Genomic DNA, 26,308 nt, shown 5'->3' with positions numbered 1-26,308 from the left:
GCATTCTAGACCAGCTCGCCGTCACTGTGGGCGGCCGATCAACGCCAGGCGCAGGCCAAAACCGATCAGCAGGCTGGCGAAGGTCCAGCGCTGCACCACCTCGACCTTCGGGTTACGCGCCATCCAGTAGCCCAGCGCCGCGCCGATCATGGCGTAGAACAGGTCGAACAGCAGCCCGACGATCACCAGCACCACGCCCAGCAACAGGAACTGCGCGCCTACGTCTCCGGCGCCGGCATCGATGAATTGCGGCAACAGCACCGAGCAGAACAGCAGCGCCTTGGGGTTGCTGATGTTGGTCAGCAGCCCGCGCCACACCGCAGTGCCATAGGCTGGCCGCACCACGGGCAGGCCGGTGTCGTCCAGCGACGGAACCAGGCTGGGTGCGCGAGCGATGCGCAGGCCCAGCCAGACCAGGTACACCACGCCCACCACGCGCACCAGTTCGAAGGCCCAGCCGACCGTCTTGAGCAACACTGCCAGCCCTAGCGCGGCCAGGGTCACGTGCACGGCACGGGCGATCGCAAGGCCGATCGCGGTCGCCACGGCATAGGCACGGCCCTGGGTGCTGGAGGTGTGCAGCACCAGCACCATGTCGGCACCCGGGACCAGGCATACGGCCACCAGCGCGCCAATGAACAACTCCAGATTCGCCATCTCTCGCCTCTCTGCTTTCGGGGATATCTGGCCTGAAAGCTTACCGGTCGACGCTGGTTGACGCGTTGCGTAATCAACTACCCATAAGCATCGTATTGGCATATCGTGCCAAACACGGAAGCCTGATTACGGATTTATGCCAACAATGAAACTCGACAACCTCGATCGCCGAATTCTCTCGTCCCTGCAACGCGACGCCCGCCTGACCAATGTGCAGTTGGCCGAGGAAATCGGGCTGTCGCCCTCCCCCTGCTTGCGCCGGGTACGCCTGCTGGAAGAGGCCGGGATCATCCGCGGCTATCGGGCACAGATCGACCGCGACGGTGTCGGTCTGGGGCTCACGGTGTTCGTCGGGGTGAAGGTGGAGCGGCACACCGAAGCCTCGTCGGCGGCGTTCCGCCAGGCGGTATCGGCGCTGAGCGAGGTGGTGTCGTGTCACCTGGTGTCGGGCGAGTCGGATTTTCTTTTGCAGGTGGTGGTGCCCGACCTGCGCGCCTATGAGCGCTTCCTGATGGAGGCACTGCTCAAGGTCCCGGGGGTGACGGACATTCGCAGCAACTTTGCGATCACCACGGTGAAGGAGCAGACCGGTCTGCCGCTGGGGCATCTGCCCCAGGCGGCGGGTGGGCAGGAGTAGGAGCAAGCAGGCAGTTGCCCCTACCCGCAACCTCAGGCGAAGCGTTCGATCTGCGCAGGGGTACGGCGCATCAGCACTTTACCGCCACGTACCGACACCAGCGCATGGCCCTGGCTGCGGATCAGCTCGTAGTCATCCGGCGCCGACAGCACCAGCAGGTTTGCCGGGCGCCCCACCTCGATACCGTAGCGCTCGCCCAGGTTCAGGGTGCGCGCGCTGTTGTCGGTGATCAGGTCCAGTGCCCGCTGCAGATCTTCGTAGCCGAGCATGTGGCAGATGTGCAGGCCGGCTTCGAGGATGCGCAGGATGTTGCCGTTGCCCAGCGGGTACCACGGGTCGACGATCGAGTCCTGGCCGAAGCAGACGTTCATGCCGGCGCGGTCGAGTTCGGCCACGCGGGTCACGCCACGGCGTTTGGGGAAATTGTCGAAACGCCCCTGCAGGTGGATGCTCTCGGTCGGGCAGGACACGAAGTTGATACCCGACATCTTCAGCAGGCGGAACAGCTTGTAGCAGTAGGCGTTGTCGTAGGAGCCCATGGCCACGGTGTGGCTGGCGGTGACGCGCTCGCCCATGTTGCGTACCCGTGCCTCCTCGGCCAGCACTTCAAGGAAGCGCGACTGTGGATCGTCGGTCTCGTCGCAGTGCACGTCCACCAGGCAGCCGGTGCGCTCGGCCAGGTCCATCAGGAACTTCACCGACGACACGCCCTGGTCACGGGTGTTCTCGAAGTGCGGGATGCCGCCGACCACATCGGCGCCGAGGGCGACCGCCTCGGTCATCAGCTCACGGCCATTGGCATACGACTCGATGCCCTCCTGGGGGAAGGCGACGATCTGCAGGTCGACCAGGTGACGCACCTCTTCACGCACCTCGACCATGGCCTTGAGCGCGACCAGCGTCGGGTCGGTGACGTCGACGTGGGTGCGCACGTGCTGGATGCCGTGATCGACCAGCGCGCCGATGGTTTTCTTGGCGCGGGCCTTGATGTCTTCATGGGTGGTGATGGCCTTGCGCTCGGCCCAGCACTCGATGCCTTCGAACAGCGTGCCGCTCATGTTCCAGCGCGGCTCGCCGGCGGTCAGGGTGGCGTCGAGGTGGATGTGCGGCTCGATGAAGGGCGGGATCACCAGGTTCTGCGCCGCGTCGATGTCCTCGGCGCTGGCCAGCGCGACGACCGCGTCCTGGGGTTCGATGGCGGTGATGCGATCGCCGCCCAGGGCGATGCGGAACAGGCCGGTCTTGCCGCGCAGGCGGGCGTTGATGATGTTCATGGGGTTACTCCTTGCCTTGGCTTTCGCTCATGCGCCAGATCAGCAGCGCGACGGAAGCGTTCATGCGGAAAAGCGTGTCATCGAGCGACTGTCCGCTCAACTGCTCGATGCGTTGGATACGCTGGATGATGGTATTGCGGTGCACGCCCAGGCGTTGCGCGGCCTGCGCGCCGTTGCCGTTTTCCTTGAGCAGCACATCGAGGGTGTGCACCAGGGCATGGGGATGCTTGCGCCCGGTCTCTATCAGAGGGCCGAGGGTCTGCGAGACGAAGGTGTCGATCAGCGAGCGGTCGGAAATGCCCTGCAGCAGGCGCAGCACCCCCAGCTCGCTGAAGTCGCACAGGCCCGCAGCCGGACGCATGTTCTGCGCCACCTCGAGGGCCTGACGGGCTTCGCCCAGGGCCTGGCGATAATGGGCGCAATCCTCGGCCAGGCACGACAGGCCCATGAACAGCTCCATCTCCCCGGCTACCTCGGCCAGCCGCCGGTACAGGCCTGCCAACGCCGGGCGCAGGTCAGGGGCGTCGGCCAGCAGCAGCACGAACAGATCCCCCGGCAATTGCGCCATGACCGCGCCCGGCAGCGTGCGGCACCAGGTTTCCAGGTGCTCCTCGAGCGCCTGCCGGGTGGACTGCCACAGGCGTTCGGCCTGCTCCGGGCGGTGGCGCTCGAACAGCCCGTCGACCGCCGACAAGCGCAGCGCCACGACGCGACGCGGTTCGTCCAGCGCCAGTTGCAGGTGGGCTGCGCGCTGCCGGGCGATGGCCAGGCTCGGGTAGTCGCCGGTGAGCAACTGGCCGAGGATATCGTCGCGCGAACGGCGCACCTGGCCCATCTGCACCAGGGCGGTGCCGATCAGGTGGGTGACCACCACCATCTTCAACGCGTAGGGCTGCTCGATCAGCGGCAGGCCGAGCTGTTCGGCGCGCTCGACCACCGCAGCCGGAATGCGCTGGATGAAAGTCCCACCGGTGAGAATCACCAGGCCGGCGATACCGACCGCGTCGCCGTCTTCCACCAGGCTCAGCAGGTTGGCCTCGCCGCGCGGATGGTTGATGCCGGTGACGAAGACCAGCTCGCCGCCCATCACCCATTCGGCGATGCCTTCGTTCTCCGCCACGTAGGGCCAGCGCACCCGGCGCTGCAGGTTGCGCGCTCCGGCCCGCACGGTCATCACTTCCAGACCGGGCAGGCTCAGCAGGTCGTCGAGCGCCAGGCTCACGGTTTGGCCTGGGCCACCGGACGCACGCGCGCGGCGACTTCAAGCAGCAGGATGTAGCACAGTGCCGAGGCACCGATGCCTACCAGCGGTGCAACCCAGGGCGAGCTGTAGGCCAGCACCGCACCCACGGCGTAGGCGAACAGCCCGGCGCGGTTGTAGCGCGGCAAGCTGACCGACGCCAGCTCCGGGTACTTGCCACGGTGGCGGTACCAGAAGTCGGCCATGATCACCCCGCCCACCGGCGGAATGATCGAGCCCAGCAGCACCAGGAACGGAATCAGCCATTGGTACATGCCGCCGATCGCCAGCACAATGCCCACGGCCGCCGCCACCAGGGTCGCGGTGCGTCGACGCTCGCTGCGCACCAGGTGGCAGGTCGCTGCGGCGACGTTGTAGATGGTCGGCCCCTGGATGGTCCAGAGGTTGAGGCAGAGCATGACCACGGCGGCGAACGACAGGCCCTGCAGCATCATCACGTCGACGATGTCGGCCTGCTGGTAGACCATCGCGCACCAGGCGCCGGCCACCACCATCAGGCCGTTGCCCACCAGGAATGCCACCACGCTGGCCGTCACCGCCGCCCGACCGCTGCGCGACAGACGCGTCCAGTTGGTGGCCTGGGTCGCGCCGCTGGCGAAGGTGCCGAAGACCATGGTCACGGCGGCCGAGAAGCTCATTGCCTCCTGCGGCACCACGGCCAGCAGCCCGTCGAAGCCGCCGACCTGGCGGGTGGCGATGACCATCGAGATCACCAGAAGCACGAACATCAACGGCACCGACACCCGCGACAGCCCGTCCAGGCCCTTGAAGCCGATGATCGCGGTGACGCTGAAGCCCAACCCGAACAGCACCATGAGGGGAATGGTCAGGCCTTCGGAAAGCCCCAGCAGCTTGACCAGCACGATCGCGACCGTGGCCGTGCCCCAGGCGTACCAGCCCAGTTCCGCGAAACCGAGCAGGAAGTCCGAGAGCCGGCTGCCCGACTCGCCAAAGCAGAAGCGCCCCATCAGCACCGTGTTCAGGCCGCTGCGCGAGGCGATGAAGGCCAGCACGGCGGCGTAGATCGCCAGCAGGGTGTTGCCGATGGTGGCGATCCACAGCATGTCGACAAAATTGAAGGCCATGCCCAGCTTGCCACCGGCAAACATGGTGCCGGTGAAGAAGGTGAAGCTGAACAGGACCATGGCAATCGGCAGCAGACCCTTGCGGGCATGCTGTGGGGCTTCGGTCAGGGGGAATTCGCCGGGTGAGCTCATTTTTATAATGTTCCAGTGTTGGGAGGTTGGCGCTGGCAGAGCAATATATGGGCCGGCTTCAGGGTAGACGGTGACCACACGGTGAATTGGGCGCTAGCGCTAGCCATTTATGTGCTCCATGCACATAAATTTTTGATCTTGGAAAAATTTTGTGGGCTTTATATCTCATTTTGAAGCAGGCGTGCACCTTTGGGTGGCGGACCCGCGCCTGAGGCCGGGCGGATTTGCGCCACCGGTGAACAGGTGAATGCCCTCGGCGTGTCCCGGCTATCGTGCAATGGCAGTACAATCATGGTCGCACCGCGCCAGGTTTCGGCGACGCCCTTCCGGTTCAGGATCTCTTCATGCCCTACCCCATCGAACAGAAACTCGTCGTCGGTGTTGCCTCCAGTGCACTGTTCGACCTCACCGAGTCCGACGACATCTACCAGAGCGAAGGGGTCGAGGCGTACCGCCTGCACCACGAGGCAAACCTCGACAATCCGTTCCCCAGGGGCGTGGCCTTTCCGTTCATCCGGCGCTTCCTGAGCATAAACAAGGCGTTTCCCGGGCAACTGCCGGTGGAGGTTGTGCTGCTGTCGCGCAACTCGCCAGAAACCGGGCTGCGGGTGTTCCGCTCCATCGACCATTACGGCCTGGACATCACCCGCGCAGCCTTCATGTCCGGGCGCTCGCCCTACGAGTACATCCCGGCCTTCAATGCCTCGCTGTTTCTCAGCGCCAACGAGGAAGACGTGCAGCGCGCAATCGATGCCGACTACCCCGCAGGCCTGGTGCTGCCCACACGCATCTACGACGACGAGATCGACACCGAGCTGCGCGTGGCCTTCGACTTCGACGGCGTGATCGCCGACGACGAGGCCGAGACGGTCTACAAGCAGCATCACAACCTCGACGATTTCCAGGCCCACGAGCTCGCCCGCAAGGCTATCCCGCACCAGCCCGGGCCGCTGGCGGACCTGTACCGCAAGCTTTCGCACATCCGCACGCTCGAAGACCAGAAGCTCGCGCACGACCCGGACTACACGCGCATCCTGCGCATCGCCATCGTCACCGCGCGCAACGCCCCCTCCCATGAGCGGGTGGTGACGACGCTGAAGAACTGGGGCGTGTCGCCCGACGAGTCGTTCTTCCTCGGCGGGATGGAGAAGGACCGCGTGCTGTCGATCCTCAAGCCGCACATGTTCTTCGATGACCAGCGCAGCCACCTGTTCTCGGCGGCGGGCAACCTGCCGATGGTGCACGTGCCGTTCGGGGTGGCCAACCGCAACGTCGCCAGCCAGCCTGCGCAGGCGCAGGTGATGACTCAGGGCATTGGCGAGGCTGCGGCCGAACAGGCGACAGGCCGATAACGGCCGCATGGCTAGTGCTGGTCCTGCAGCATTTGCCCACGTATTTGCTCCCAGCCCATGCGCCGGTCCGCCGCCTCTTGCCACTGCGCCCGTTGCGGCTCGCGCTGCACGATTGGCAACAGCAGCGGCGGCAAGCGCTCCACCTGGCTGCTGCGGGTGAAGATGCACAGGCGGGTGTAGTCAGGCAGTTGGTGGAGCCTGGCCCCGAGCAGGCTGTGTGGGCACAGCAACAGCAGGTCACCGAAGGCGAACAGCTGGTAGGCCCTGACCTGCACCTTGCCATCGTGACGCAGGCGGCTGTGCCAGAGCAGCGGATCGATATCGGCCAGTGTCACCTGACGGTCGAGCACGTAGCGCTGGGAGAACCCCTGGCGGACTTCCAGGCTGCCGGCCACCGAATAGGTGATGCTCGACATCGCGCCCTTGGCGGTGGTGAGGAAGATCACGAAGAACAGCAAGGCGCCGCCGAGGCCTGCGGCGACTTTGCGGTAGATATCGCCTTTGAACACGAAGTACAGCATCGAAGGCAGCAGGCTCATCAGCAGCGTGAACAGTGAAAAGCCCGCCACGAACGACACCGCCGCCTCGTTGTCGCGCCCGACGTAGGTGTCGATGATCAACAGCATCGACAACGAGCTGGCGATGACGGCAAACACCAGGGTGAACGACAGGAACATCCCGAGAAACCAGCGATCGGCCTTGCCCTTGTTCTTCGGCGCCGCGAGAACGAACAACGACCTGAACGACCGGGAGAAGAACAGCGCGGCAAACGCCAGCAAGGTGGCTGCCGAGATCAGCAGCATGGCAACGCCGGGGCTGAGCATCCGGTGGTAGAAAAAGCCCAGGACGATGAAGGCGGCGTAGCCCACCGCCAACGGAATCATCAGCCACAGCGCGACATGCCGGGTGAGCCAGCGCACCCTGCCGAACAGCGATACCGCCGTGCCGTAGAGCCACGACGAGCCCATCAGGATGATCAGGTGCGAGAACATCACCGCGACGACCACGAACATCCAGGCGGCGAGTGACGACTTGGAATCCAGCGCCGACATGAACAGGTCGGCGCGTCCGATGGCCCGGGTGTAGATGTACAGGCTCACGCTGCCGAGGAAGGTTCCGAGGAACACCAGCGTCACGGTGAACGGCGTCCAGTGCGTCAGCACCCGCTTGAGGTTCTTGCGAAACACCTGGGCGAAGGTCGGGCGCACGCGGCGTACCCGGGGTGTGGCGGATTGCGAGGTCCTGCTCATTTCAAGGCCTGTCCATGGTCTTCAACTACGAGGTCGGGGAATCTATCACGCTTGCTCGCGTGAATCCCGGTGCCTGCTTGCCGATGCATCCTGCATCGACGACTTGCGCTATCGCTGGACTCTGTGTGAAAAGCCCCTAGGATCCCTCCTCGAGCGGTACCTCACCGCGCACGATGGCCAGTTGACCGTCGATCATCGCCTTGCTCATGCCGCTCAGGTAATAGGTGGCGCGCATGAGCGGTTCGGCATCCAGAGGTTTGTCGATGGCCCGGCGGGTGAGTTCGGTCACGCAGCCGAGCAGCGTGGAAATCTCCATCAGGGTTTCCTTCGGCGGCAGCCCGGGTATCGCCTGGACCCAGGCCATGCGCGGCTCGCGGCGGGCACGTGCGAATGCGCTGACCAGTTTCAGGCCACCGCGCGTGTTCGATTGGTCGTCGTTGTCCATGGCTCCCCCAGCGTTGATTGATAAGTGCCCGTCGCACACCCTCGCCCGTATTCCAGCCCGACCCACGCGAACCCGGCGTGTGTCTCTGCCCGTCGGCTGAAAACGCGGTGATGATGTGCGACCGGCCCGGGGAGAGTAGAAGCACGGACGGCGTCACACAACGGCAAAACCCGGGGAAATGGCATCCCCGGAAATACCCTACAACGTATTAGGAAGGTTCGCGAAAACAGCCCTTCGGCCAGCCGCCATCCACCGGCATGCGCCGACCACAGGGCGCCATCAGGAGGTCCATTCCTCGCCACCCGGCCAGTCCTTGGTCGGGATATCGGCCAAGGTGCCGTCCTTGATCCCGTCGATGCCGTAGCGTTCGATCGAATCACCGAGCAGGGAGCCGAACTTGTCCGACTTGACCTGCTCCTGACCTTCCTTGACCAGGCCTGGGATGAGCGCCGCCAGCACCGCCACGCCCGCACCGAGGAAGCCCAGCACGCCGGCCGTGGCCGCCAGGCCGGGAAGGAAGCGTGGCAGGTTGGCACCAAGCAGGCCGAGGCCGCCCTCCACCGCCGAGGCGCTGCCGGCCAGCACGCCCAGCGAGCCTGCGGTGATGCCAAAGCCGCCGGCCAGCTTGTCGCCACGACGCAGCGCGTTCACCCCGTCGAAGATGCCATAGGCCCCGGCGACGATGCCGGCCAGCCCGCCGATGCCTTTGGCGGCTTCCTCGAAGTTCTTCGCCACCACCTTGGCGTGCTTGCCATCCTTGACGTTGGCCTTGACCTCGTCGAGCAGGTCGAGCATGACCTTGCCGTCCTTCATGTCGGCCAGCGTCTGCTCACCGTTCTTGATCGCCTTGGCCAGGTGTTCCTGGTAGCCCTTGGAACCGCCTTCGATCAAGACCGTGGTGGTCTGCACCGAGCCGGTGGTGATGTCGACGATGTTGCGATCGGTGAGCTTGCCGCCGCTCTGCGCACCGCGGGCGATGGTGACACCGGCCAGGAACAAGCCGCTCACCCCGTGCAGTACACCGCTGCCATAGGCACCCTTGGCGTTGCCGTTGGGGTCGAAGTCCGACAGCTTGCCCATCTTGTCCAGGGCCTTGGTGCCCTGGCGGAACAGGTCCCAGTTGCCACGGAAACCCGCCAGCACCTGGTCGGTGGTGGCGACCGTGCCATCCTGGTTGAGCAGCAGCTCGGGGCTCTCGTCGCGCATCTGGTCGATCAGCTTGCGCACCTTGTCTTCGTCCAACTCGTCGCCGCCATCCTTGCCGAACGCGGTCTTGAGGTCGTCGAAGCTGGCGTCCTTGAACAGGTTCTCCTGGGTGATGCTGGAGAAATTGTCGTTGAGCTGCTTGTCGTACTCGGCGGTGAACTGTGGATCGAGCGCCGAATTGTACAGCGCCACCTCCAGGCTGAACTCCGAGGCGGCCTGCTCGGGGGAGTTGTCCTTGAGCAGCTCGCGCATGCGTTCGCCGGTGGCCAGCTGATCCTTGTAGAACGTCTTGAAGTCTTCAGTGTGCGACGACTTGCCGACGGCGTCCTGGATCGCCTTGGCATCGTCGATACCCAGGATCGACTGCAAGCTGGTGGCGGTGGCGTAGAAGCTGGCCAGGGCGGTGTGCTGCTCGGTCTTGCCATCCTTGGTGTTGGCGTCCCACGCGGCGTCCAGCGCCTTGCCGGACTTGACCTCGTCTTCGTAGGTCTTGCCCACCGCGTCCTTGAGCCCGGGGTTTTCCTCGAACAGCGTCTTGACCGCCTCGTCGCCGGCGTTCTTCAGGTACTCGGCGGTTTCCTTGTCGTCCTGCAGGATGGCCATGTGGTCGTTGATGTCTTCCAGCAGCTTCTGCGGCTCCCAGATCGCCCCCGAACGGTTGGCGATGGCCACCTTGCCGTAGTCGCTGTTCCACACCCCGGCATTGGCGCCGTCGACCACCAGCTTCTGCGCCTCCTGCAGGTCGAGCAGCACGGCGGCCTTTTCCTCGGCGCTGTATTTTTCCGGGTGGGCGAAGACATCCTCGCCCAACTTGCTGGTGTCGACCTTGCCGGTGACATTGCCGGCGGCGACATCGGTGATCAGGCTGGCCAGCCCCTGGGCATCGGTGGGCGCGCCGTTCTTCAGCCAGTTCTGCACGTCTTCGCGGCTGACCTTGCCATCGGGCTTGTCGCCAATGCTGTTGCTGGCGCTGTCGACCTTGCGCAGGGCGCCGGGCTGGGCGAAGAAGTTCAGCGCCTCTTTCTCGTCCTTGCCCAGTTGCGGATTCTGCTTGAGGTAGTCCTTGATGTTGTCGGCGGTGACTGCGCCCTCGGCGCCGGTCTTGCCGCGGATCGAGTCGTACTTGGCGTCGAAGATCGCGCCATACTGGGCGATCTGTTTCGAACCTGCGTCGGCGTCGGGGTTGGTTTTCAGGAAGTCCTTGTAGCTGCCGATCTCGTCGTTGGCCGGCGGCTTGGCCAGCGAGTCGAAGCCGAACTTGCCGAAGTCCTGCAGGCGCCCGGCCTCGGTGCCGTGACGTGCCTCGCCACTCTTGGTGAAACCGTCGACACTGCTGTTGGCCACGTCCTTGCCGGTCAGCGCCTTGCCGTTTTCGTCGTAACCCACCACCCGGTCGAGCACCTGGATGGCACGGAAGGCCGCATCCGGATCCTTGTCGAAATCGCCGACCTGCTCCTTCAGCGCATCCTTCACCCCGCTCTGGTTGCCGAGGTTTTTCAGCAACGGGTTGTCGTCGATGATGTCTTGCGCCGAACGCTTGTCGTCGTCGGGCAGTTCCCAGACGATACCGGCGTTTTCCGCCGCCTCGCGGCGCTTGTCATCCTTGCCCACGTCATCGGCATGCTGCAGCTCGCCCTTGAGGCTCTCGAAACCGTACTTGCCGAAATCCTGCAGGCGTCCGGCTTCGGTGCCATGCCTGGCATCACCGCCCTTGGTGAAACCGTCGATGCTGGTGTTGTCGACATCCTTGCCTGCCAGGCGCTCGCCGTTCTCGTCGTAGCGCACCACGTGGTCCAGCACCTGGGTGGCGCGGTAGGCGGCATCGGCATCGTGCTCGAAGTCGCCGACCTGCTCCTTGAGCATGTCCTTCACGCCGCTCTGATTGCCCAGGTTCTTCAGCAGCGGGCTGCCGTCGATGATCTCCTGAGCCGAGCGCTCATCGCCCTGCGGGCGCTCCCAGCGGATGCCCGCCGCCTCGGCCTTGCTGCGCGCCTCGGGGTCCTCGTTGGCCGCCTCGATGTGCTTGAGTTCACCCTTGAGGTTCTCCCAGCCGTACTTGCCGAAATCCTGCAGGCGGCCAGCCTCGGTGCCATGCTTGGCATCGCCGCCCTTGGTGAAGCCGTCGACCTTGCCGTTGTCGATATCGCCGCCCACAAGGCGCGAGCCGCCCTCGTCGAAGCGCTCGATGTGGTCCAGTACCTGGGTGGCGCGGTAGGCCGCGTCGGCGTCATGCTCGAAATCGCCGACACGTTCGCGCAACTTGTCCTTCACCCCGCTCTGGTTGCCGAGGTTCTTCAACAACGGGTTGTCGTCGATGATCTCCTGGGCGGAGCGGTTGTCGTCCTTCGGCCGCTGCCACTCGATGCCCGCCTCTTTGGCCTTGGCACGATCGACCGCATCGCCCCACTCGGCAGTGGCGTCCTTCTTGCTGAGCGTCTTGATATCGGGTGCGTTGCTGACCGGAGCTGACATGCGCGTTCTCCCTGAAGGTGGCTGCCGAGGTGGCGGGCTCGAGGTATGTGAGTGCAGGGAAAAGCAGCAAGGTGACTGAACGATGACAGCCATGCTGGCGATCAGCCCCATTTCGCGGCTGAGAGCCCGTGTTCATTGGGCGAACTACAGCTGTGAAACGTTGTGAAAACGACCCGATGGAACGTCTGCCGACCCCAGGCCTCCCACACTGACGCGGGGCGAAAAGCGCCCTGCCCATGACGATCCGGAGGCTTGTGCCGTATGAAAAAGATCCTGATGGTGCTGACATCCCACGACCAGCTCGGTGACACCGGCAAGAAAACCGGTTTCTGGCTGGAGGAATTTGCCGCCCCCTACTTCGTATTCATCGACGCCGGCGCGCAGATCACCCTCGCCTCCCCCAAAGGCGGCCAACCGCCGCTGGACCCGAAGAGCGACGAGCCCGACGCGCAAACCGACGCCACCCGCCGCTTCCAGCAGGACACCGAAGCGCAGATGGCCCTGGCCGACACGATTCCCCTGGGAGAGATCGACCCCTACGACTTCGATGCCGTGTTCTACCCCGGTGGCCACGGCCCGCTGTGGGACCTGGCCGAAGACAAGGATTCGATCACCCTGCTCGAATCCCTGTACGCGTCGAACAAACCCATTGCTGCGGTGTGCCATGCACCGGGGGTGTTCAAGCAGGTGAAGGCAGCGGACGGTCAGCCGGTTGTCAAAGGCAAGCGCGTCACCGGTTTCACCAACAGCGAGGAAGAGGCTGTCGGGTTGACCGACGTGGTGCCGTTCCTGGTGGAGGACATGCTCAAGGCCAATGGCGGTGACTACTCCAAGGCATCCGACTGGGCGAGTTACGTGGTGGAGGATGGCAACCTGATCACCGGCCAGAATCCGGCGTCGTCTGAAGCAGCCGCGCAGGCGCTGCTCAAACGTCTGGCGCACGAGCCAGGCGCCTGAAACGAATGGCACAGGCGCGGCCCGCTCCCGCAGATGCACGATCGCTGTAGGAGCGGGCTCGTCCCGCGATCACCGGCAAAGCCGGTGCTATCCCCCATAACCCATAGAGACGGATTCAGATCACTCAAAAACCACGCGTCCCCGGCGGCTGGCAACCCCACCCAGCATCGGCGACAATCGCCCCTCATGCCCAAGCCAGGACGCCCAGCGTGCTCACCACCCTCGCCATCGGCAACTACCGTTCGATCAAACACCTCGTAATGCCGCTAGGCCAGCTCAACCTGGTGACCGGTGCCAACGGCAGCGGCAAATCCAACCTGTACAAAGCCCTGCGCCTGCTGGCCGAAACCGCCCAAGGCGGTGTAATCGAAGCCCTCGCCCGCGAAGGCGGCCTCGACTCGACCTGGTGGGCCGGCCCGGAAACCAGCGCCCGCATGAAGCGCGGCGAAGTGCCGATCCAGGGCCAGCACCCGACCGACGTCAGACGCCTGCGCCTGGGCTTCGCCACCGAGGATTTCGGCTTCGCCATTTCTCTCGGCCTGCCCATCCCGCTACCCTACCCGAGCGCATTCATGCTCGACCCCGAGATCAAGTGCGAAGCGATCTGGGGCGCCGGCGCCTACCGCCCCGCCTCGCTGCTGGTCGAGCGCAAGAACGCCCTGGTGCGCGCCCGCGAGGGCAATAGCTGGTCCGTACTCGACCAGCATGCCGACAGCAGCGAAAGCTTCTTCAACATCGTCGGCCGCCCCCGCCAGGCCCCGGAGATCGGCGAACTGCGCGCGTTCATCAACAGCTGGCGCTTCTACGATCACTTCCGCATCGACCGCGACGCCCCCTGCCGCCAACCGCAACTGGGTACCCGCTCGCCCGTACTGCACCACGACGGCCGCAACCTCGCCTCGGCGCTGCAGACCATCATCGAGATCGGCGACGTCGAAGACCTGGTTGCCGCGCTGGATGACGCCTTCCCCGGCAGCCGCCTGGAGATCGATGCACCACCGGGCGGGCTGTTCAGCGTAAGGCTTTACCAGCACGGGCTGTTGCGGCCGCTGGGCGGGACGGAGCTGTCGGACGGCACCCTGCGCTACCTGTTGCTGATGGCCGCGCTACTGACCCCGCGCCCACCGTCGCTGATGGTGCTCAACGAACCGGAAACCAGCCTTCATGCCGATCTGCTGCCGGCACTGGCACGCTTGATCATCCGTGCGTCGCAGCGTAGCCAGGTGTGGGTGGTGTCGCACAGCAGGCCGCTGATCGATGCACTGACGGCGTGTGAAGGGTGCAATGTGCTGGAGCTTGAGAAGGATCAAGGGCAGACGCAATTGCGCGGGGGCGGGTTGCTGGATGAGCCGTTGTGGCGGTGGGTGGACTGAGCTTTCAAGGCCTGATCGCGCCCGGCAGAGCGGACTCGTGTTGCAAAGGGGCTGCAAAGCAGCCCCTCGACCACATGCCTGAACACCGCATTCAGAGGTCCTTCTTGACCTCTTTGTCCACATGTTTGTCAGCCTTGTGGCGCTCCTTGCTCAGGTGATCCGCCCCTTTGTCGACTTCCTTGTCGTCGTGTTTCACGCCTTTATCGACCTCCTTGGCATCATGATCGACATCCCTGTCGACCTCCCGCATATCGTGCCGCACCCCCTTCCCCACCTCGCCCTCGGCCTGGGCGATCGAGGTGAAGGTCAGGGCGCAGAAGGCGATGGCGGTGAGGGTCAAAGTCCGTTTGATCATGGGGTGTTGCTCCTTTGCTGGTTGGAATCCTTGTCTATGTATTTGACCGTAGACGAGAATCGCCAAGGCTGAAGGCCACTGGTCGGCCGTCCACGCGGTGTTACCTGGACGGCGGATGCTCGCTGGAGACCGAGTTGTTGGCGTCTACGTCTTTCATATCATCCTCGCTGGGTACATCGTCAGGTGACGTGGAGGGCTCACGTTTCGGGCCGTCGTCAGTGCGCGCGGTGCCGTTGTCCCGAGGTAGTTGTGAGTCCTGGTCCGAGCCCGGATTGCCCGGGGGAGGATTCCAGTCTTCAGGACGCTTTTGCGACCAGGCCTCGCCTGCACCCTGCTTGGGCTCGGACGGGGCCTTTTCAAGGCCGGAGCCGCCGTCATGATTGACGTCGGTGGGTTTTTCGGAGGGGCCGGCATAGGGATCAGCAGGGCCGTTGTGGTCGATTGTCATGATCGTTCTCCCGTTCAAGGCGCAGGCGTTCTGCGCCTTACCATCGGAAAAACAATTCGTGGATGGAGTGCCTGGACTACGACAGACGGCCAGGCACACAAACAAGCCGCTTGCGTTCAAGGAAAGCGGTTTAGTCCTCAGGGCAAGCGAATGCAGCTCAGTACATTGTCATTCCACCTGGATTCAGCAATCGATCTCCAATGCCTGCTGCAGCAGTCCATGGCTGACATCCTGCACCAGCGCCTTGGCCATCCCGCTCAGATAGTGCGCCACGCATGAGAACGTACCGAAGTGCCCCACGCACAGCCGTCATTGAAACACTGACAGTCCCTCTTGAGACTGCTCTGCGCCCAGTGCTGCGAAAGGGCGATTCAGCTACAGGTCAACGGCTTCGCTTCACGTGTTCGGTGTCCAGTCACAACGCGTTCGAGTATTCCTGTTCAAGCACCGTATAACCTGCGCTGTAGGCTATCCGTGCCTCTTCAAAGTTGTTCACCCGCTCTCCAGACCATCGCACATCTGCTTCCCACGGGAAATCCATGTTCATACTCTTCACTCAATAGTGTTGACAGCCTTTCATCGGCCTGCGAGTCGGACTCAATCTGAAAACCGAGACGAGAGTAGAATGGGGCATTCCACGGTACATCTTTGAAGGTTGTGAGAGTCAGCGCATGCAGCCCATTGACCTCAACAAAAGCCTGCGCCACTTCAACGAGCTGTCGCCCTATGCCCTGCCCTTGCATGGTGTGTCGAACGGAAAGTTCATGGATATGGAGGTCTCTACCGTAAAGATTGGCGCTGAGAAATCCTTGCGGGCGATTTTCAGCATCAATGGCCACCCAGCACGTCGAGTGCTTGATAAGCTCAAGGTGCCGTTCAATGGGCATAGGCGGAGAATCAGCGAGCCAGCTTAACCCTTCAAAACCACGAAAGGCTTGCGCAGCAGAACTCTCGATTGAGGGCAAGAGGCTCGCATCCTCCGGCACGGCAACGCGGACAGTAGTAAACATAGCGACGAGCACTTCCGAATTCAGAATTGCAGAATGAAAACCTGGAGCACGCGAGTGTCAGCAAGCTTTGACCATTGTTGCGCTGCTTCTGGGGTGGCGCTGTCGCTGGGTGTTAGCATTCGATGCCGACGATCCACTGGGTCTTGCCCGCATTGCTGCGGTCCAGATCAGGGCGCCGCACCGCAGGCTGCGTGCAGCCGCGTGGCACGATGTACGGTTGGGCGACCGCAGCCGCTTCGGCGAGATCCATCGGCTTGCCATCGTCACGTTCGACGGTGATGAAAAACGGCTGGTAGAACGGAATGATGTAGGCATCGAGGGTATAGCGCGCACCATTGGCCTCAAGGTTGGCGTGGTACTCGTCGAAACGGGTCAGCCGACTGGTGTCGAGCTTGTCCTGCGCCGCACAACCGACCATGAAAAGCCCGAGCAAGGCACCGGTGCACAGTGACATCGTGTTCATTACAACTCCTTTTGAGGTTTGCCCGGATGGGCGCGCCGGGACATTAAAGGCGTGCGTGGTGGTCGTCAAGCGAGTGGCATTATTTGAGCAGCGGCATGATGCGGTTCACAATCACCGCGCTAAAACAGGACTAAGGCAAGATGAAGCGCAAACCCAAGCGGGTTTGCTTGCGCTTACCGGCGTACTCGAAATCGGAAAAGCTCATCTTACTCATGGGCAAGGCTTGTTGAGGTAGCTGGACAGAGGGTTATTTCAGCACAGGTCAGACCGGCCGATGCTGACTCAACCGGAGAATCCTTGACGAAAGGCGTCCGTCCTTTGAGTCACTGCCGTTCGTGCTTTCGCATGCGTTGCGATGAAGCTTTGCGTTTAATCTTGTGGCCCAACGAAGTTATCCGGTACTGAATACGCCGACGCCGTAGTACTGCCAATTTCAGACAAAACATCCTGTAATGTCGAGTATTCATAAGCCAGAGAGCCCCTAAGGCTGGAAGCATGAGCGCATGCTCGAACATAGCACCACCGTCTCGAACTCTAGCAACACATCCTATTGCGAAAAATAGCAGTAATGTACTGGCCAAGTAGCGAGCGGCGGCTGGACGCCCAAATGCCAATGCGAAAGTCGCAACACTCAGCAGGCATGATATAGCGAGCATCCAGAAATACAGGCTCAGCGCACTGATGGCCAACAACGCAGACATCAGGTGGTATAACTGAACGACAGCCACACCTCCTGCCACTTGCGTAAGACCTAAGACTACCACGAAACAGGGTAGATAACGTCGTGCATAGGTAGTTTGCCATCGAAGGAAGATCATTCTTTCTCTACCTGCACAAAGCTGAAAGCAAATTTCCCGAATAGTCGAATCTAACGAAATACCACCACCCTTCAAACTACCGTCGCTCGCTACTCTGTCTGCGCCGTGACTCACGCTTCGCCGATACCGAATGCACACGACCCCCGTGCGCACGATGAATTCGAAAAACCACCATTTTTCGACAAAACCCTTGAAATCGATAAGTGCTAACTAGGTAAAGAGACATAAGAGCAGGAAAGGAGGCAATCAGATCTGGAAGCCTATGCTGACTGGTCATCAAGGTTACACCAGCGATAGCCAAACAAATTATCAGGCCACCGACCAAATAGCGAAGCGCCGAAATGCGTCCATAAGAGAGGGCCACAATGAGGCCCCCTAAAAGCCCTGAAGCCACCATAATCGCAACCACGACAGTCCCGATATCTACTGGAACCACACGAGATATCAGCACCTCTAGCTGAACTACTGCCGTCGCGTATGCCATCTCCGCAAAGACAGCCGTACACAAGAAGCAGGGCAAGTACCGTCGTGGATAAGTCAACCGCCATTGTGGAAACATTAGTCCTCACCCGCTTGGATTACATTGACCGCGAGCGCCCGAACCGAACCACTCCCTGCTATGCCCAAAACACCGCCTAACGTTTCAAGCAACATAGCTTTAGTGGCTTGATTGAGCTCACGAGGTGTATACCGCTTTCGAACTTGCCCGTTCCTTTGTTTAAGCTTTAGTTGCTTGGCCGATAATGATGGGTGCCGAAGCTTGAGAATCTCTATAGTCAATGAACGTCGCTGCTGCCTGCTGAGGGGGCTAAGCAACTGGTACCATGACGCACCCGTAGCGGCTTTTCTGACCAAAATGGTCTTGATAGTGTTGAATGACGAACCCACAACGGACAGCAACGACACAACATCCAGTAACTGCCCAAGCAGCGTGAACCAAGGTTGATCATCGAGGGTGTCATTTTTCGATGGTTCCGTCACCTCCCAGTAGGTCCGAGCCACACCGAAACCACATTGCCCTACGCTGGCCATAACCCCTGCAGCCCCAATGGACGCGAGAAAAAGTGACGTTCCGCCAGAGAAGGGGCTAAGCGAACCACCTAAAATGAAAACCAGCCCGCTGATGATCACAGTTGAACACGCCAATCCCATGTTCAACGCTTCGGTTAATACTTCCGACGGCCTACCTCCCCCATAAGTCCGTTCAACGTAAGCTTCGGCGGTAGTGGCAATAGCCAGCTCTTGAAGCATGATCTTTACAGGAGAAACTCTACAGACTGGAAGAAACTCACGTAACGTTACAACATTGTAGTCAACATCGACATATACTACCGCTGCGCCCACAATCACCGGATCACGATCGATTGCGGAGTAAAGTTTCTGAAGATCGACAAGTCTTTCAATACGTTGCCGTAAAAAGTAACTCGAAGGGCTGGTGCCTAGCTGACTGAGATCTGGAGGACTCATGGACATCCCGTTCCGGTTGCGAGAGCAGGCAGTTACGTGACAAGCTGATGGCTCGTCGTACAAACGCACTGATGCGTAAACTCGTAACGTACGGATTCGGTGCCCGTGAGTATGTCGGACGCTTCCGAAAATTCAGCTCAGTAGTCCTATCTCACTCTCGTACTTCTACAAACCAAAGCAAAAGCCGCTTTCCTTCAAGGAAAACGGCTTTTTCTTTGGTACTAGCGAAAGCAGGCTAGACAGTTGGCATTGAAGATGGAGTTAACAGTCAATCTCCAACGCCTGCTGCATCAGTCCATGGCTGACATCCTGCACCAGCGCTTTGGCCATCCCACTCAGATAGTGCGCAGCACACAACAACGTACCTACATCGTCGACCTCGACCATCGCTAGGTCAGTCAACTGGTCGACGCAGGACAACAGCAGCGTGGACTGTTCCAGCGCATGGTTCATCGAGTGGCCCGCCACGACTCGAAACAGCGGCTCGGAGAGGTTGGCCACGCCACTGGGGCCGAAGGCACCAATGCCAATGGTTTCGATTGACGGATTACCTGAGGTGTCAAAATCCTTGCTCATGTAGATCTCCTTGTGGGGCGAGCATATGTCACAGAGGAGCGTATGCCCGTACAGCAACAGCCGGACCTGGGCCGCATGAAGGGGTGCGCCACAACGCACGAGCCCACCCAGTCAAACCGCACTGCTGATTTACGAAACGAAAAGCCGCGGACAGCGAATTCCGGCGTGTTCAGTGCTTCAACTGCACGCGGCTTAGCGCCATCTCCACCAGAGAGTGGGCATTTTCTATCTCGTGCATGGTGGCCAACGTCAGGACCTTCCCTGAGGGGCTGGTGTGAATCAGAACGGATTGTTGGGCGACGGTCAGCGCGCAGACAAGGTACTCGGAAACTCGAACCAAGAGGTCTTCGAGGGTGTGGTGGGAGACGTTTGAATGAGGTGGTGGGTCGGGAACAATTTTCAGCATGATAAAGCTCCGATATCTGGTTGGAGCTACCACATCTCTGCTGTCAAACAAATGGGTGGCAGCGGTGCGTGGGTTGACAGACCGAGGATATCGGAACTCGGCGCACCGAAGTGCCCCACGCACAGCCGCCATTGAGCGCTGCGCGTGATCCGGATATCAGGAACGGTCTGTCAAAACCGTGTCGCTGAAATTGCAGCGACACGGCGAGACTAGACGGCTGATAGTGCGGCTGCAACGGTCGCTAGGTGCTGAGAGTATGTTTAGGAAACGTACTACAAGGAAGAGGGAAAATCTGATCCGACTACAAAGCCTGCAACCTAACTGGCATGGAGGCTGACCCGCTGCCTCGACGGCTTAGTTAGAAATCAGCCCCAATTCAAACACTGATAGCCCCTCCCTGCGATTAGCAAACCTGAGATCCCCGTCATTTGTGAGTTGAATTGCCTGAGCGTTTTAGCGAGAGTAGGACTTTTCCTACAGTGCTCAGCGATAAGGGCGACAGACGTGGCGACTACGGCAGTATCGAAGGAACGCATTGAAAAGGCCCTGCAGCAATTTGACGTCGAACTCCGAGGAACGGTCGAGTGGCGGGAGTGGGAAAGCGATCTAACCTACCGCTACGCCATCGACGTGAACGGCGCTCGGTATCCAGTGAAGAAAATCATCTCTCTCGCGACAGGCATTGCCGTAAACGACCTTCGTGGCGGCCATCCGCTTAACAATGTTCTACAAAAGCTGGGTTTGCCAGTTGTTGAGTCGCTGCCAGAGGGCCGTACTCCTGCGTTACACTTCAGGGTAGGAGCTGTTTACGACCGCGCCACTGAGATCAATGGGCCATTCGGCGGCAGCTTACAAAGCGGAATTTCAGTATCAGCATCCCACCCTACGATATTCATTTTCTCTGGCGAAAGCGGTAAGCAGTTTGGCTATGACGATCGCTGGGATAACGGTGTTTATCGTTACACCGGCCAAGGACAACGTGGTCACATGGTACTTAAGGGCGGTAACCAGGCGATTGCTGAACACGCACTAAAGGGCCGAACATTACATCTATTTGAGTCTCTCGGAAAAAGCAAAGGTTACCGCTATGAGGGTGAATTTTGCTGCGCCAACATAGTTGGAAAAAGCTTACCTGATATCAAAGGCGAAGACCGTAGGGCACTTGTTTTTCGATTATTACCAGTCGGTAATCACATCCAAAGAGAGAGCGACGAGGAAATTATCGTCGACCTTCCGGACTCGCTATCAGAAGCAAGAACAGCAGCATTAGCTGCGTGCAAGCTCGTGATCGAGGAACCAGGGCAGTCCGCGCCCCGTACACTTTACCAGCGCAGCCGCAAAGTTGCCCACTATGTAACGATGCGCGCAAAAGGAAAATGTGAAAGCTGCGGAGAGCCAGCACCTTTTGTGAAAAAAGACGGTACTCCATATTTGGAGCCGCATCATGTAAATAGACTCTCAGACGGCGGACTGGATCATCCACGCTATGTTGGGGCTATATGCCCAACATGCCACCGAGAGATTCATTCTGGAATACATGGAACAATAAAAAATGAGCTACTGAAAAATTACTTGAGAGAGATCGAGGCTCAATAATTCTGCATGCTTCATCATTGTAAAGATTTAATTCCGATAAATCTCTCGCTGTAATTAGTCAAAACAAAAAAGCCCAGTCATCTCTGACTGGGCTTTTTCGTTTCAATAATGGTCGGGACGGAGTGATTCGAACACTCGACCCCTTGCACCCCATGCAAGTGCGCTACCGGGCTGCGCTACGCCCCGACTGGGCTTGAAGCATGTTCTCGATACCGCTGAGAACGAAAAGAAATGTACCCTAACCTTTTGATTAATGGAAGCTTTTTTTCAAAAAAATCCATTCATCGACAAGCTGGTCACTTCTTCAACACCACCAGCACATCCTCCAACTCGACAATCATCTGCCGAATCAACTGCTTGTACTGGGTCGTGTCATCCTTGGCCTCATCACTGGACATGCGCAACCGCGCCCCTCCGATGGTGAAGCCCTGGTCATACAGCAAGGCGCGGATCTGGCGGATCATCAGCACGTCCTGGCGCTGGTAATACCGCCGGTTTCCGCGGCGCTTGACCGGGTTGAGCTGCGGGAACTCTTGTTCCCAGTAACGCAGCACGTGCGGTTTTACCGCACAGAGCTCGCTGACTTCACCGATGGTGAAGTAGCGTTTGCCCGGAATGGGGGGCAGCTCGTCGTTATGGCTTGGTTCCAGCATAGGCCTCAACCCGGGCTTTCAGTTTCTGCCCTGGACGAAAGGTGACGACGCGGCGTGCGGTGATCGGGATCTCTTCCCCTGTCTTGGGGTTGCGGCCCGGCCGCTGGCGTTTGTCGCGAAGGTCGAAGTTGCCGAATCCGGACAACTTGACCTGCTCGTTCTCCTCAAGCGCGTGACGAATTTCTTCGAAAAACAGCTCGACCAGCTCCTTGGCCTCGCGCTTGTTAAGCCCCAGCTCCTCGTACAGCCTTTCGGCCATCTCAGCTTTCGTCAGAGCACCCATGCCGTTATTTCCTTAACGTGGTGTTCAACCTTTGTTCGAGCGAGGTGAGGATATTTTGCAGGGTGGTGTTCACCTCATCGTCGTTAAGAGTGCGCGATGGATGCTGCCAGGTCAAGCCGACCGCGAGGCTTTTTCTATCAGGATCAATACCTTTACCCTGGTAGACATCAAACAGCCTGAGGTCTGTGAGCCATTCGCCTGCATTGTCACGAATTACTTCAAGCACGGCGCTCGAGGCCACGTCACGTCCTGCGATCAAGGCCAGGTCACGACGGGTTTCAGGGAACTTGGACAGTTCGCTGAATTTCGGCAGGCGGCCTTCGACCACATCACCCAGTACCAGCTCGAAGACGAACACCGGACGTTCCAGGCCGAGCGTCTTGGCCAGCTCCGGGTGCAGGGCGCCCAGATAGCCGACTTCCTTGCCGTCGCGCTCGATGCGGGCGGTCTGGCCGGGGTGCAGGGCCGGGTGCTTGCCGGCACTGAAGGTGAAGTCGGCCAGCGCGCCGGAGTAGCCCAGCAGGGCTTCGACGTCGGCTTTCACGTCGAAGAAATCGACGCTGTCACGGCCATTGGCCCAACCTTCGGGCAGGCGGCTGCCGGTGATCACGCCGGCGATCATCGGTTGCTGCTTGAGGTCGCCCAGCTGGCCGACGAAGCGCAGGCCGCTCTCGAACAGGCGCACGCGGTCTTGCTGGCGGTTGAGGTTGTGCTGCAGCGCCTTGACCAGGCCCGGCCACAGCGAGGCGCGCATCGCGGCCATGTCGCTGGAAATGGGGTTGGCCAGCATCAGCGGCTCGACGCCAGGGGTGAACAGCTCGAACAGCTTCGGATCGATGAAGCTATAAGTGATGGCTTCCTGATAGCCGCGAGCGACCAGCAGGCGACGCAGGATCGGCAGCTCGCCGCGCGATTCCGAACGGGCCTTGGGCGCCAGACGGGCTTGCGGGTAGCGAACCGGCAGGTTGTTGTAGCCGTACAGGCGGGCCAGTTCTTCGATCAGGTCGACTTCAAGGCTGATGTCGAAGCGATGGCTCGGGATCTCGACAGTCCACACCCCTGCCCCATTGGCGCTGGTTTTCAGTTCCAGGGCGTTGAGCAGTTGTTCGACCTGGGCCGGGGCCATGTCCATGCCGAGCATCTGGCTGATGCGTTCGGCACGCAGGGTGACCGGGGCGACCGTGGGCAGGTGCTGCTCGCTCACGGCCTCGACGATCGGGCCGGCTTCGCCGCCGACGATCTCCAGCAGCAGCGCGGTGGCGCGCTCCATGGCTTCGCGGGCCAGTTGCGAGTCCACGCCGCGCTCGTAGCGGTGCGAGGCATCGGTGTGCAGGCCGTAGGAACGGGCCTTGCCCGCGACGGAAACGGGCTCGAAGAAGGCGCTTTCCAGGAACAGGTCGCGGGTCTTCTCGGTGTTGACGCCGCTGTGTTCGCCACCCATGACGCCGGCGATGGCCAGGGCGCGGGTGTGGTCGGCGATCACCAAGGTATCGCTGCGCAGCGCCACTTCCTGGCCGTCGAGCAGAACGAGCTTCTCGCCCTCCTCGGCCATGCGCACACGGATACCGCCGTTGATTTCGGCGAGGTCGAAGGCGTGCATCGGCTGGCCAAGTTCGAGCATCACGTAGTTGGTGATGTCGACGGCGGCGTCGATGCTGCGCACGTCGCTGCGGCGCAGGCGCTCGACCATCCACAGCGGGGTCGGCTTGCTCAGGTCGACGTTGCGGATGACGCGGCCCAGGTAGCGTGGGCAGGCAGCGGGAGCGCTGACTTCGACCGGGCGAACTTCGTCGTGGGCAGGCGCGACGGTCGGGACCACCGGACGGGTGACCGGGACGTCATACAGAGCGCCGACATCGCGCGCCAGGCCCGCCACCGACAGGCAGTCGCCACGGTTGGGGGTCAGGCCGATTTCGATGCTGGCGTCGTCCAGGTTGAGGTACTGACGAATGTCTTCGCCCACCGGCGCGTCTGCGGCCAGTTCCAGCAGACCGTCGTTCTCTTCGCTGATCTGCAGCTCGGCAGCCGAGCACAGCATGCCGAAGGATTCGACGCCGCGCAGCTTGGCCTTCTTGATCTTGAAGTCACCGGGCAGTTCGGCGCCGATCATGGCGAACGGGATCTTGATGCCGGGGCGCGCGTTGGGGGCGCCGCACACCACCTGGAAGGTTTCCTGGCCGTTGCTGACCTGGCACACGCGCAGTTTGTCGGCGTCCGGGTGTTGCTCGGTGGCGAGGATCTCGCCCACCACGATGCCGCTGAACTGGCCAGCCGCCGGGGTGACGCTGTCGACTTCCAGGCCGGCCATGGACAGGCGGGCAACCAGGTCGTCACGGGAGACTTGCGGGTTTACCCAACCGCGCAGCCACTGTTCACTGAATTTCATGCTGTTCTCCTGAAGATTGCGTCGAGGTGTGGCCTAGCGGAATTGCGCCAGGAACCGCAGGTCGTTGTCGAAGAACAGACGCAAATCGTTGACGCCATAGCGCAGCATGGCCAGGCGCTCGACGCCCATGCCGAAGGCGAAGCCGGAGAATTCTTCCGGATCGATGCCAGACATGCGCAGCACGTTCGGGTGAACCATGCCGCAGCCCATCACTTCCAGCCAGCCGGTCTGCTTGCACACGCGGCAGCCTTTGCCGGAGCACATCACGCACTCCATGTCGACTTCGGCGGACGGCTCGGTGAAGGGGAAGAACGACGGACGGAAACGCACCGCCAGCTCTTTCTCGAAGAACACTCGCAGGAACTCTTCGATGGTGCCCTTGAGGTCGGCGAAGTTGATGTCGCGATCGACCAGCAGGCCTTCGATCTGGTGGAACATCGGCGAGTGGGTGATATCCGAGTCGCAGCGGTAGACGCGGCCCGGGCAGACAATGCGGATCGGCGGCTGGGTGCTTTCCATGGTCCGCACCTGAACGGGCGAAGTGTGGGTGCGCAGCAGCATGTTGGCATTGAAGTAGAAAGTATCGTGCATCGCCCGAGCCGGGTGGTGGCCGGGGATGTTGAGCGCTTCGAAGTTGTGGTAGTCGTCTTCGACCTCGGGGCCCTCGGCAATGCCGTAGCCGATGTGGGTGAAGAACTGCTCGATGCGCTCGAGGGTACGGGTGATCGGGTGCAGGCCACCGGTGGCCTGGCCGCGGCCTGGCAGGGTGACGTCGATGCATTCGGCGGCCAGGCGAGCGTTCAGCTCAGCCTCTTCGAAGCCGGCCTTGCGGGCATTGAGCACCTCGGTGACGCGTTCCTTGGCGTCGTTGATCAGCGCACCGACCTTGGGGCGCTCTTCGGCTGGCAGGTTGCCCAGGGTCTTCATCACCTGGGTCAGCTCGCCCTTCTTGCCGAGAAATTGGACCCGGATCTGTTCCAGGGTAGTGATGTCTTCAGCGCGTTCCACCGCCTCGAGGGCTTGGGAGACCAGCGCGTCCAGGTTTTCCATGTACAGACTCCAGATACGAAAATAGGGGAAGAGCTTTGAAGGCTCTTCCCCTATCGATGACGTTTTACACCCGCCGACACAGAGCGCCGGCGGATGATTGTCGCGGGTACTTAAGCCAGGACGGCTTTAGCTTTCTCGACAATCGCAGCAAACGCCGCTTTTTCGTTCACTGCCAGGTCGGCCAGAACCTTGCGGTCGATCTCGATCGACGCCTTTTTCAGGCCAGCAATCAGACGGCTGTAGGACAGGCCGTTGGTGCGGGCACCGGCGTTGATACGAGCGATCCACAGAGCGCGGAACTGACGCTTCTTCTGGCGACGGTCGCGGTAGGCGTATTGGCCTGCCTTGATGACCGCTTGCTTGGCGACGCGGAATACGCGCGAGCGTGCACCGTAGTAGCCTTTAGCCAGTTTCAGAATTTTCTTGTGACGCTTACGAGCGATGACGCCACGCTTTACACGAGCCATGAGTAACTTCCTCTATCTTTGACCGAAATTAACGTACGCGCAGCATGCGCTCGACTTTTGCCACGTCAGACGGGTGCAGCAAGCTGGCACCGCGCAGTTGACGCTTACGCTTGGTCGACATTTTGGTCAGGATGTGGCTCTTGAAAGCGTGCTTGTGCTTGAAGCCGGAAGCCGTTTTCAGGAAACGCTTCGCAGCACCGCTCTTGGTTTTCATTTTTGGCATGTTGGA

Annotated in this window: 25 protein-coding genes and 1 tRNA gene; 5 read left to right on the top strand and 21 right to left on the bottom strand. The window is 61.1% G+C overall.

All coding sequences use genetic code 11. From position 1 onward, the window contains the following. Positions 1 to 21: 21 nt before the first annotated feature. A complete protein-coding gene (locus AC1TXO_RS10470; protein ID WP_486406232.1) occupies positions 22 to 657 on the bottom strand; it encodes a LysE family translocator in 636 nt (211 codons plus the stop codon). 145 nt (positions 658 to 802) lie between these two features. Between AC1TXO_RS10470 and AC1TXO_RS10465 the strand changes: the two genes are divergently transcribed. Next, positions 803 to 1,294 carry an Lrp/AsnC family transcriptional regulator gene (locus AC1TXO_RS10465; RefSeq protein ID WP_486406231.1) on the top strand — a complete coding sequence of 164 codons (492 nt, stop codon included), beginning with the start codon at positions 803 to 805 and terminating at the stop codon, positions 1,292 to 1,294. Between the two features lie 32 nt (positions 1,295 to 1,326). Here AC1TXO_RS10465 and codA read toward each other — a convergent pair whose 3' ends face one another. Genes codA through codB form a run of 3 tightly spaced genes read right to left on the bottom strand, consistent with a single transcriptional unit; the run spans position 1,327 to position 5,046 of the window. After that, entirely contained in the window at positions 1,327 to 2,568 is a 1,242-nt protein-coding gene (gene codA, locus AC1TXO_RS10460; protein ID WP_486406230.1) for a cytosine deaminase, read from the bottom strand. Positions 2,569 to 2,572: 4 nt separating this feature from the next. Beyond that, entirely contained in the window at positions 2,573 to 3,790 is a 1,218-nt protein-coding gene (locus AC1TXO_RS10455; RefSeq protein ID WP_486406229.1) for a PucR family transcriptional regulator, read from the bottom strand. Further along, complete coding sequence (gene codB, locus AC1TXO_RS10450) at positions 3,787 to 5,046, bottom strand: cytosine permease (RefSeq protein WP_486406228.1); 1,260 nt, start codon at positions 5,044 to 5,046, stop codon at positions 3,787 to 3,789. Before codB ends, AC1TXO_RS10455 begins: the two co-directional genes overlap by 4 nt. 344 nt (positions 5,047 to 5,390) lie before the next feature. Between codB and AC1TXO_RS10445 the strand changes: the two genes are divergently transcribed. Beyond that, a complete protein-coding gene (locus AC1TXO_RS10445; protein WP_486406227.1) occupies positions 5,391 to 6,398 on the top strand; it encodes a 5'-nucleotidase in 1,008 nt (335 codons plus the stop codon). A gap of 11 nt (positions 6,399 to 6,409) precedes the next feature. Here AC1TXO_RS10445 and AC1TXO_RS10440 read toward each other — a convergent pair whose 3' ends face one another. The 3 genes from AC1TXO_RS10440 to AC1TXO_RS10430 form a co-directional block, all read right to left on the bottom strand. Continuing rightward, positions 6,410 to 7,648 (bottom strand): hypothetical protein, encoded by a 1,239-nt coding sequence (locus AC1TXO_RS10440; protein ID WP_486406226.1) that lies wholly within the window; start codon positions 7,646 to 7,648, stop codon positions 6,410 to 6,412. A gap of 136 nt (positions 7,649 to 7,784) precedes the next feature. Further along, positions 7,785 to 8,093: a DUF3077 domain-containing protein gene (locus AC1TXO_RS10435; protein WP_486406225.1), complete on the bottom strand. Its 309-nt coding sequence runs from the start codon at positions 8,091 to 8,093 to the stop codon at positions 7,785 to 7,787. 279 nt (positions 8,094 to 8,372) lie between these two features. Then, positions 8,373 to 11,771, bottom strand: a complete 3,399-nt coding sequence (locus AC1TXO_RS10430; protein WP_486406224.1) for a type III effector HrpK domain-containing protein — start codon at positions 11,769 to 11,771, stop codon at positions 8,373 to 8,375. A 261-nt stretch (positions 11,772 to 12,032) separates the two neighbouring features. Between AC1TXO_RS10430 and AC1TXO_RS10425 the strand changes: the two genes are divergently transcribed. Beyond that, positions 12,033 to 12,728: a type 1 glutamine amidotransferase domain-containing protein gene (locus tag AC1TXO_RS10425; RefSeq protein WP_486406223.1), complete on the top strand. Its 696-nt coding sequence runs from the start codon at positions 12,033 to 12,035 to the stop codon at positions 12,726 to 12,728. 209 nt (positions 12,729 to 12,937) lie between these two features. Beyond that, complete coding sequence (locus AC1TXO_RS10420; protein WP_486406222.1) at positions 12,938 to 14,101, top strand: AAA family ATPase; 1,164 nt, start codon at positions 12,938 to 12,940, stop codon at positions 14,099 to 14,101. A gap of 91 nt (positions 14,102 to 14,192) precedes the next feature. Here AC1TXO_RS10420 and AC1TXO_RS10415 read toward each other — a convergent pair whose 3' ends face one another. The 7 genes from AC1TXO_RS10415 to AC1TXO_RS10385 all read right to left on the bottom strand — a co-directional run bounded on the left by AC1TXO_RS10415 (position 14,193) and on the right by AC1TXO_RS10385 (position 19,644). Then, entirely contained in the window at positions 14,193 to 14,456 is a 264-nt protein-coding gene (locus AC1TXO_RS10415; protein ID WP_486406221.1) for a hypothetical protein, read from the bottom strand. 100 nt (positions 14,457 to 14,556) lie between these two features. Continuing rightward, complete coding sequence (locus AC1TXO_RS10410; RefSeq protein WP_486406220.1) at positions 14,557 to 14,904, bottom strand: hypothetical protein; 348 nt, start codon at positions 14,902 to 14,904, stop codon at positions 14,557 to 14,559. Between the two features lie 482 nt (positions 14,905 to 15,386). Further along, a complete protein-coding gene (locus AC1TXO_RS10405; RefSeq protein WP_486406219.1) occupies positions 15,387 to 15,914 on the bottom strand; it encodes a GNAT family N-acetyltransferase in 528 nt (175 codons plus the stop codon). A gap of 112 nt (positions 15,915 to 16,026) precedes the next feature. Next, on the bottom strand, positions 16,027 to 16,377 hold the full coding sequence (locus AC1TXO_RS10400; protein ID WP_486406218.1) for a hypothetical protein: 351 nt from the start codon (positions 16,375 to 16,377) through the stop codon (positions 16,027 to 16,029). Positions 16,378 to 17,753: 1,376 nt separating this feature from the next. Further along, the gene (locus tag AC1TXO_RS10395; protein ID WP_486406217.1) at positions 17,754 to 18,662 is read right to left on the bottom strand and encodes an NAD synthetase; all 909 of its coding nucleotides are present in this window, start codon (positions 18,660 to 18,662) and stop codon (positions 17,754 to 17,756) included. 261 nt (positions 18,663 to 18,923) lie between these two features. Further along, on the bottom strand, positions 18,924 to 19,238 hold the full coding sequence (locus AC1TXO_RS10390; RefSeq protein WP_486406216.1) for a DUF3077 domain-containing protein: 315 nt from the start codon (positions 19,236 to 19,238) through the stop codon (positions 18,924 to 18,926). A 169-nt stretch (positions 19,239 to 19,407) separates the two neighbouring features. Beyond that, positions 19,408 to 19,644, bottom strand: coding sequence for a hypothetical protein (locus AC1TXO_RS10385; RefSeq protein ID WP_486406215.1), 237 nt, complete (start codon positions 19,642 to 19,644; stop codon positions 19,408 to 19,410). Positions 19,645 to 20,148: 504 nt separating this feature from the next. Here AC1TXO_RS10385 and AC1TXO_RS10380 point away from each other — a divergent pair. Further along, positions 20,149 to 21,240, top strand: a complete 1,092-nt coding sequence (locus AC1TXO_RS10380) for an HNH endonuclease (RefSeq protein WP_486406214.1) — start codon at positions 20,149 to 20,151, stop codon at positions 21,238 to 21,240. A 109-nt stretch (positions 21,241 to 21,349) separates the two neighbouring features. Here the strand turns inward: AC1TXO_RS10380 and AC1TXO_RS10375 are convergent. The 7 genes from AC1TXO_RS10375 to rpmI all read right to left on the bottom strand — a co-directional run bounded on the left by AC1TXO_RS10375 (position 21,350) and on the right by rpmI (position 26,302). Continuing rightward, a tRNA-Pro gene (locus tag AC1TXO_RS10375) sits at positions 21,350 to 21,426 on the bottom strand. A 110-nt stretch (positions 21,427 to 21,536) separates the two neighbouring features. Then, positions 21,537 to 21,893 (bottom strand): MerR family transcriptional regulator, encoded by a 357-nt coding sequence (locus AC1TXO_RS10370; protein WP_486406213.1) that lies wholly within the window; start codon positions 21,891 to 21,893, stop codon positions 21,537 to 21,539. Beyond that, positions 21,874 to 22,176, bottom strand: coding sequence for an integration host factor subunit alpha (gene ihfA / locus AC1TXO_RS10365; protein WP_003250679.1), 303 nt, complete (start codon positions 22,174 to 22,176; stop codon positions 21,874 to 21,876). Before ihfA ends, AC1TXO_RS10370 begins: the two co-directional genes overlap by 20 nt. 4 nt (positions 22,177 to 22,180) lie before the next feature. After that, the gene (gene pheT, locus AC1TXO_RS10360; protein ID WP_486406212.1) at positions 22,181 to 24,562 is read right to left on the bottom strand and encodes a phenylalanine--tRNA ligase subunit beta; all 2,382 of its coding nucleotides are present in this window, start codon (positions 24,560 to 24,562) and stop codon (positions 22,181 to 22,183) included. Between the two features lie 33 nt (positions 24,563 to 24,595). Continuing rightward, on the bottom strand, positions 24,596 to 25,612 hold the full coding sequence (pheS, locus tag AC1TXO_RS10355; RefSeq protein WP_486406211.1) for a phenylalanine--tRNA ligase subunit alpha: 1,017 nt from the start codon (positions 25,610 to 25,612) through the stop codon (positions 24,596 to 24,598). A 110-nt stretch (positions 25,613 to 25,722) separates the two neighbouring features. Next, positions 25,723 to 26,079, bottom strand: a complete 357-nt coding sequence (gene rplT, locus AC1TXO_RS10350) for a 50S ribosomal protein L20 (protein ID WP_003250671.1) — start codon at positions 26,077 to 26,079, stop codon at positions 25,723 to 25,725. 28 nt (positions 26,080 to 26,107) lie between these two features. Then, positions 26,108 to 26,302, bottom strand: coding sequence for a 50S ribosomal protein L35 (rpmI, locus tag AC1TXO_RS10345; RefSeq protein WP_003250667.1), 195 nt, complete (start codon positions 26,300 to 26,302; stop codon positions 26,108 to 26,110). Positions 26,303 to 26,308 lie beyond the last annotated feature (6 nt).

The organism is Pseudomonas sp. FA117, from assembly GCF_057370475.1.
This window is presented reverse-complemented; position numbering and strand designations above follow the sequence as displayed.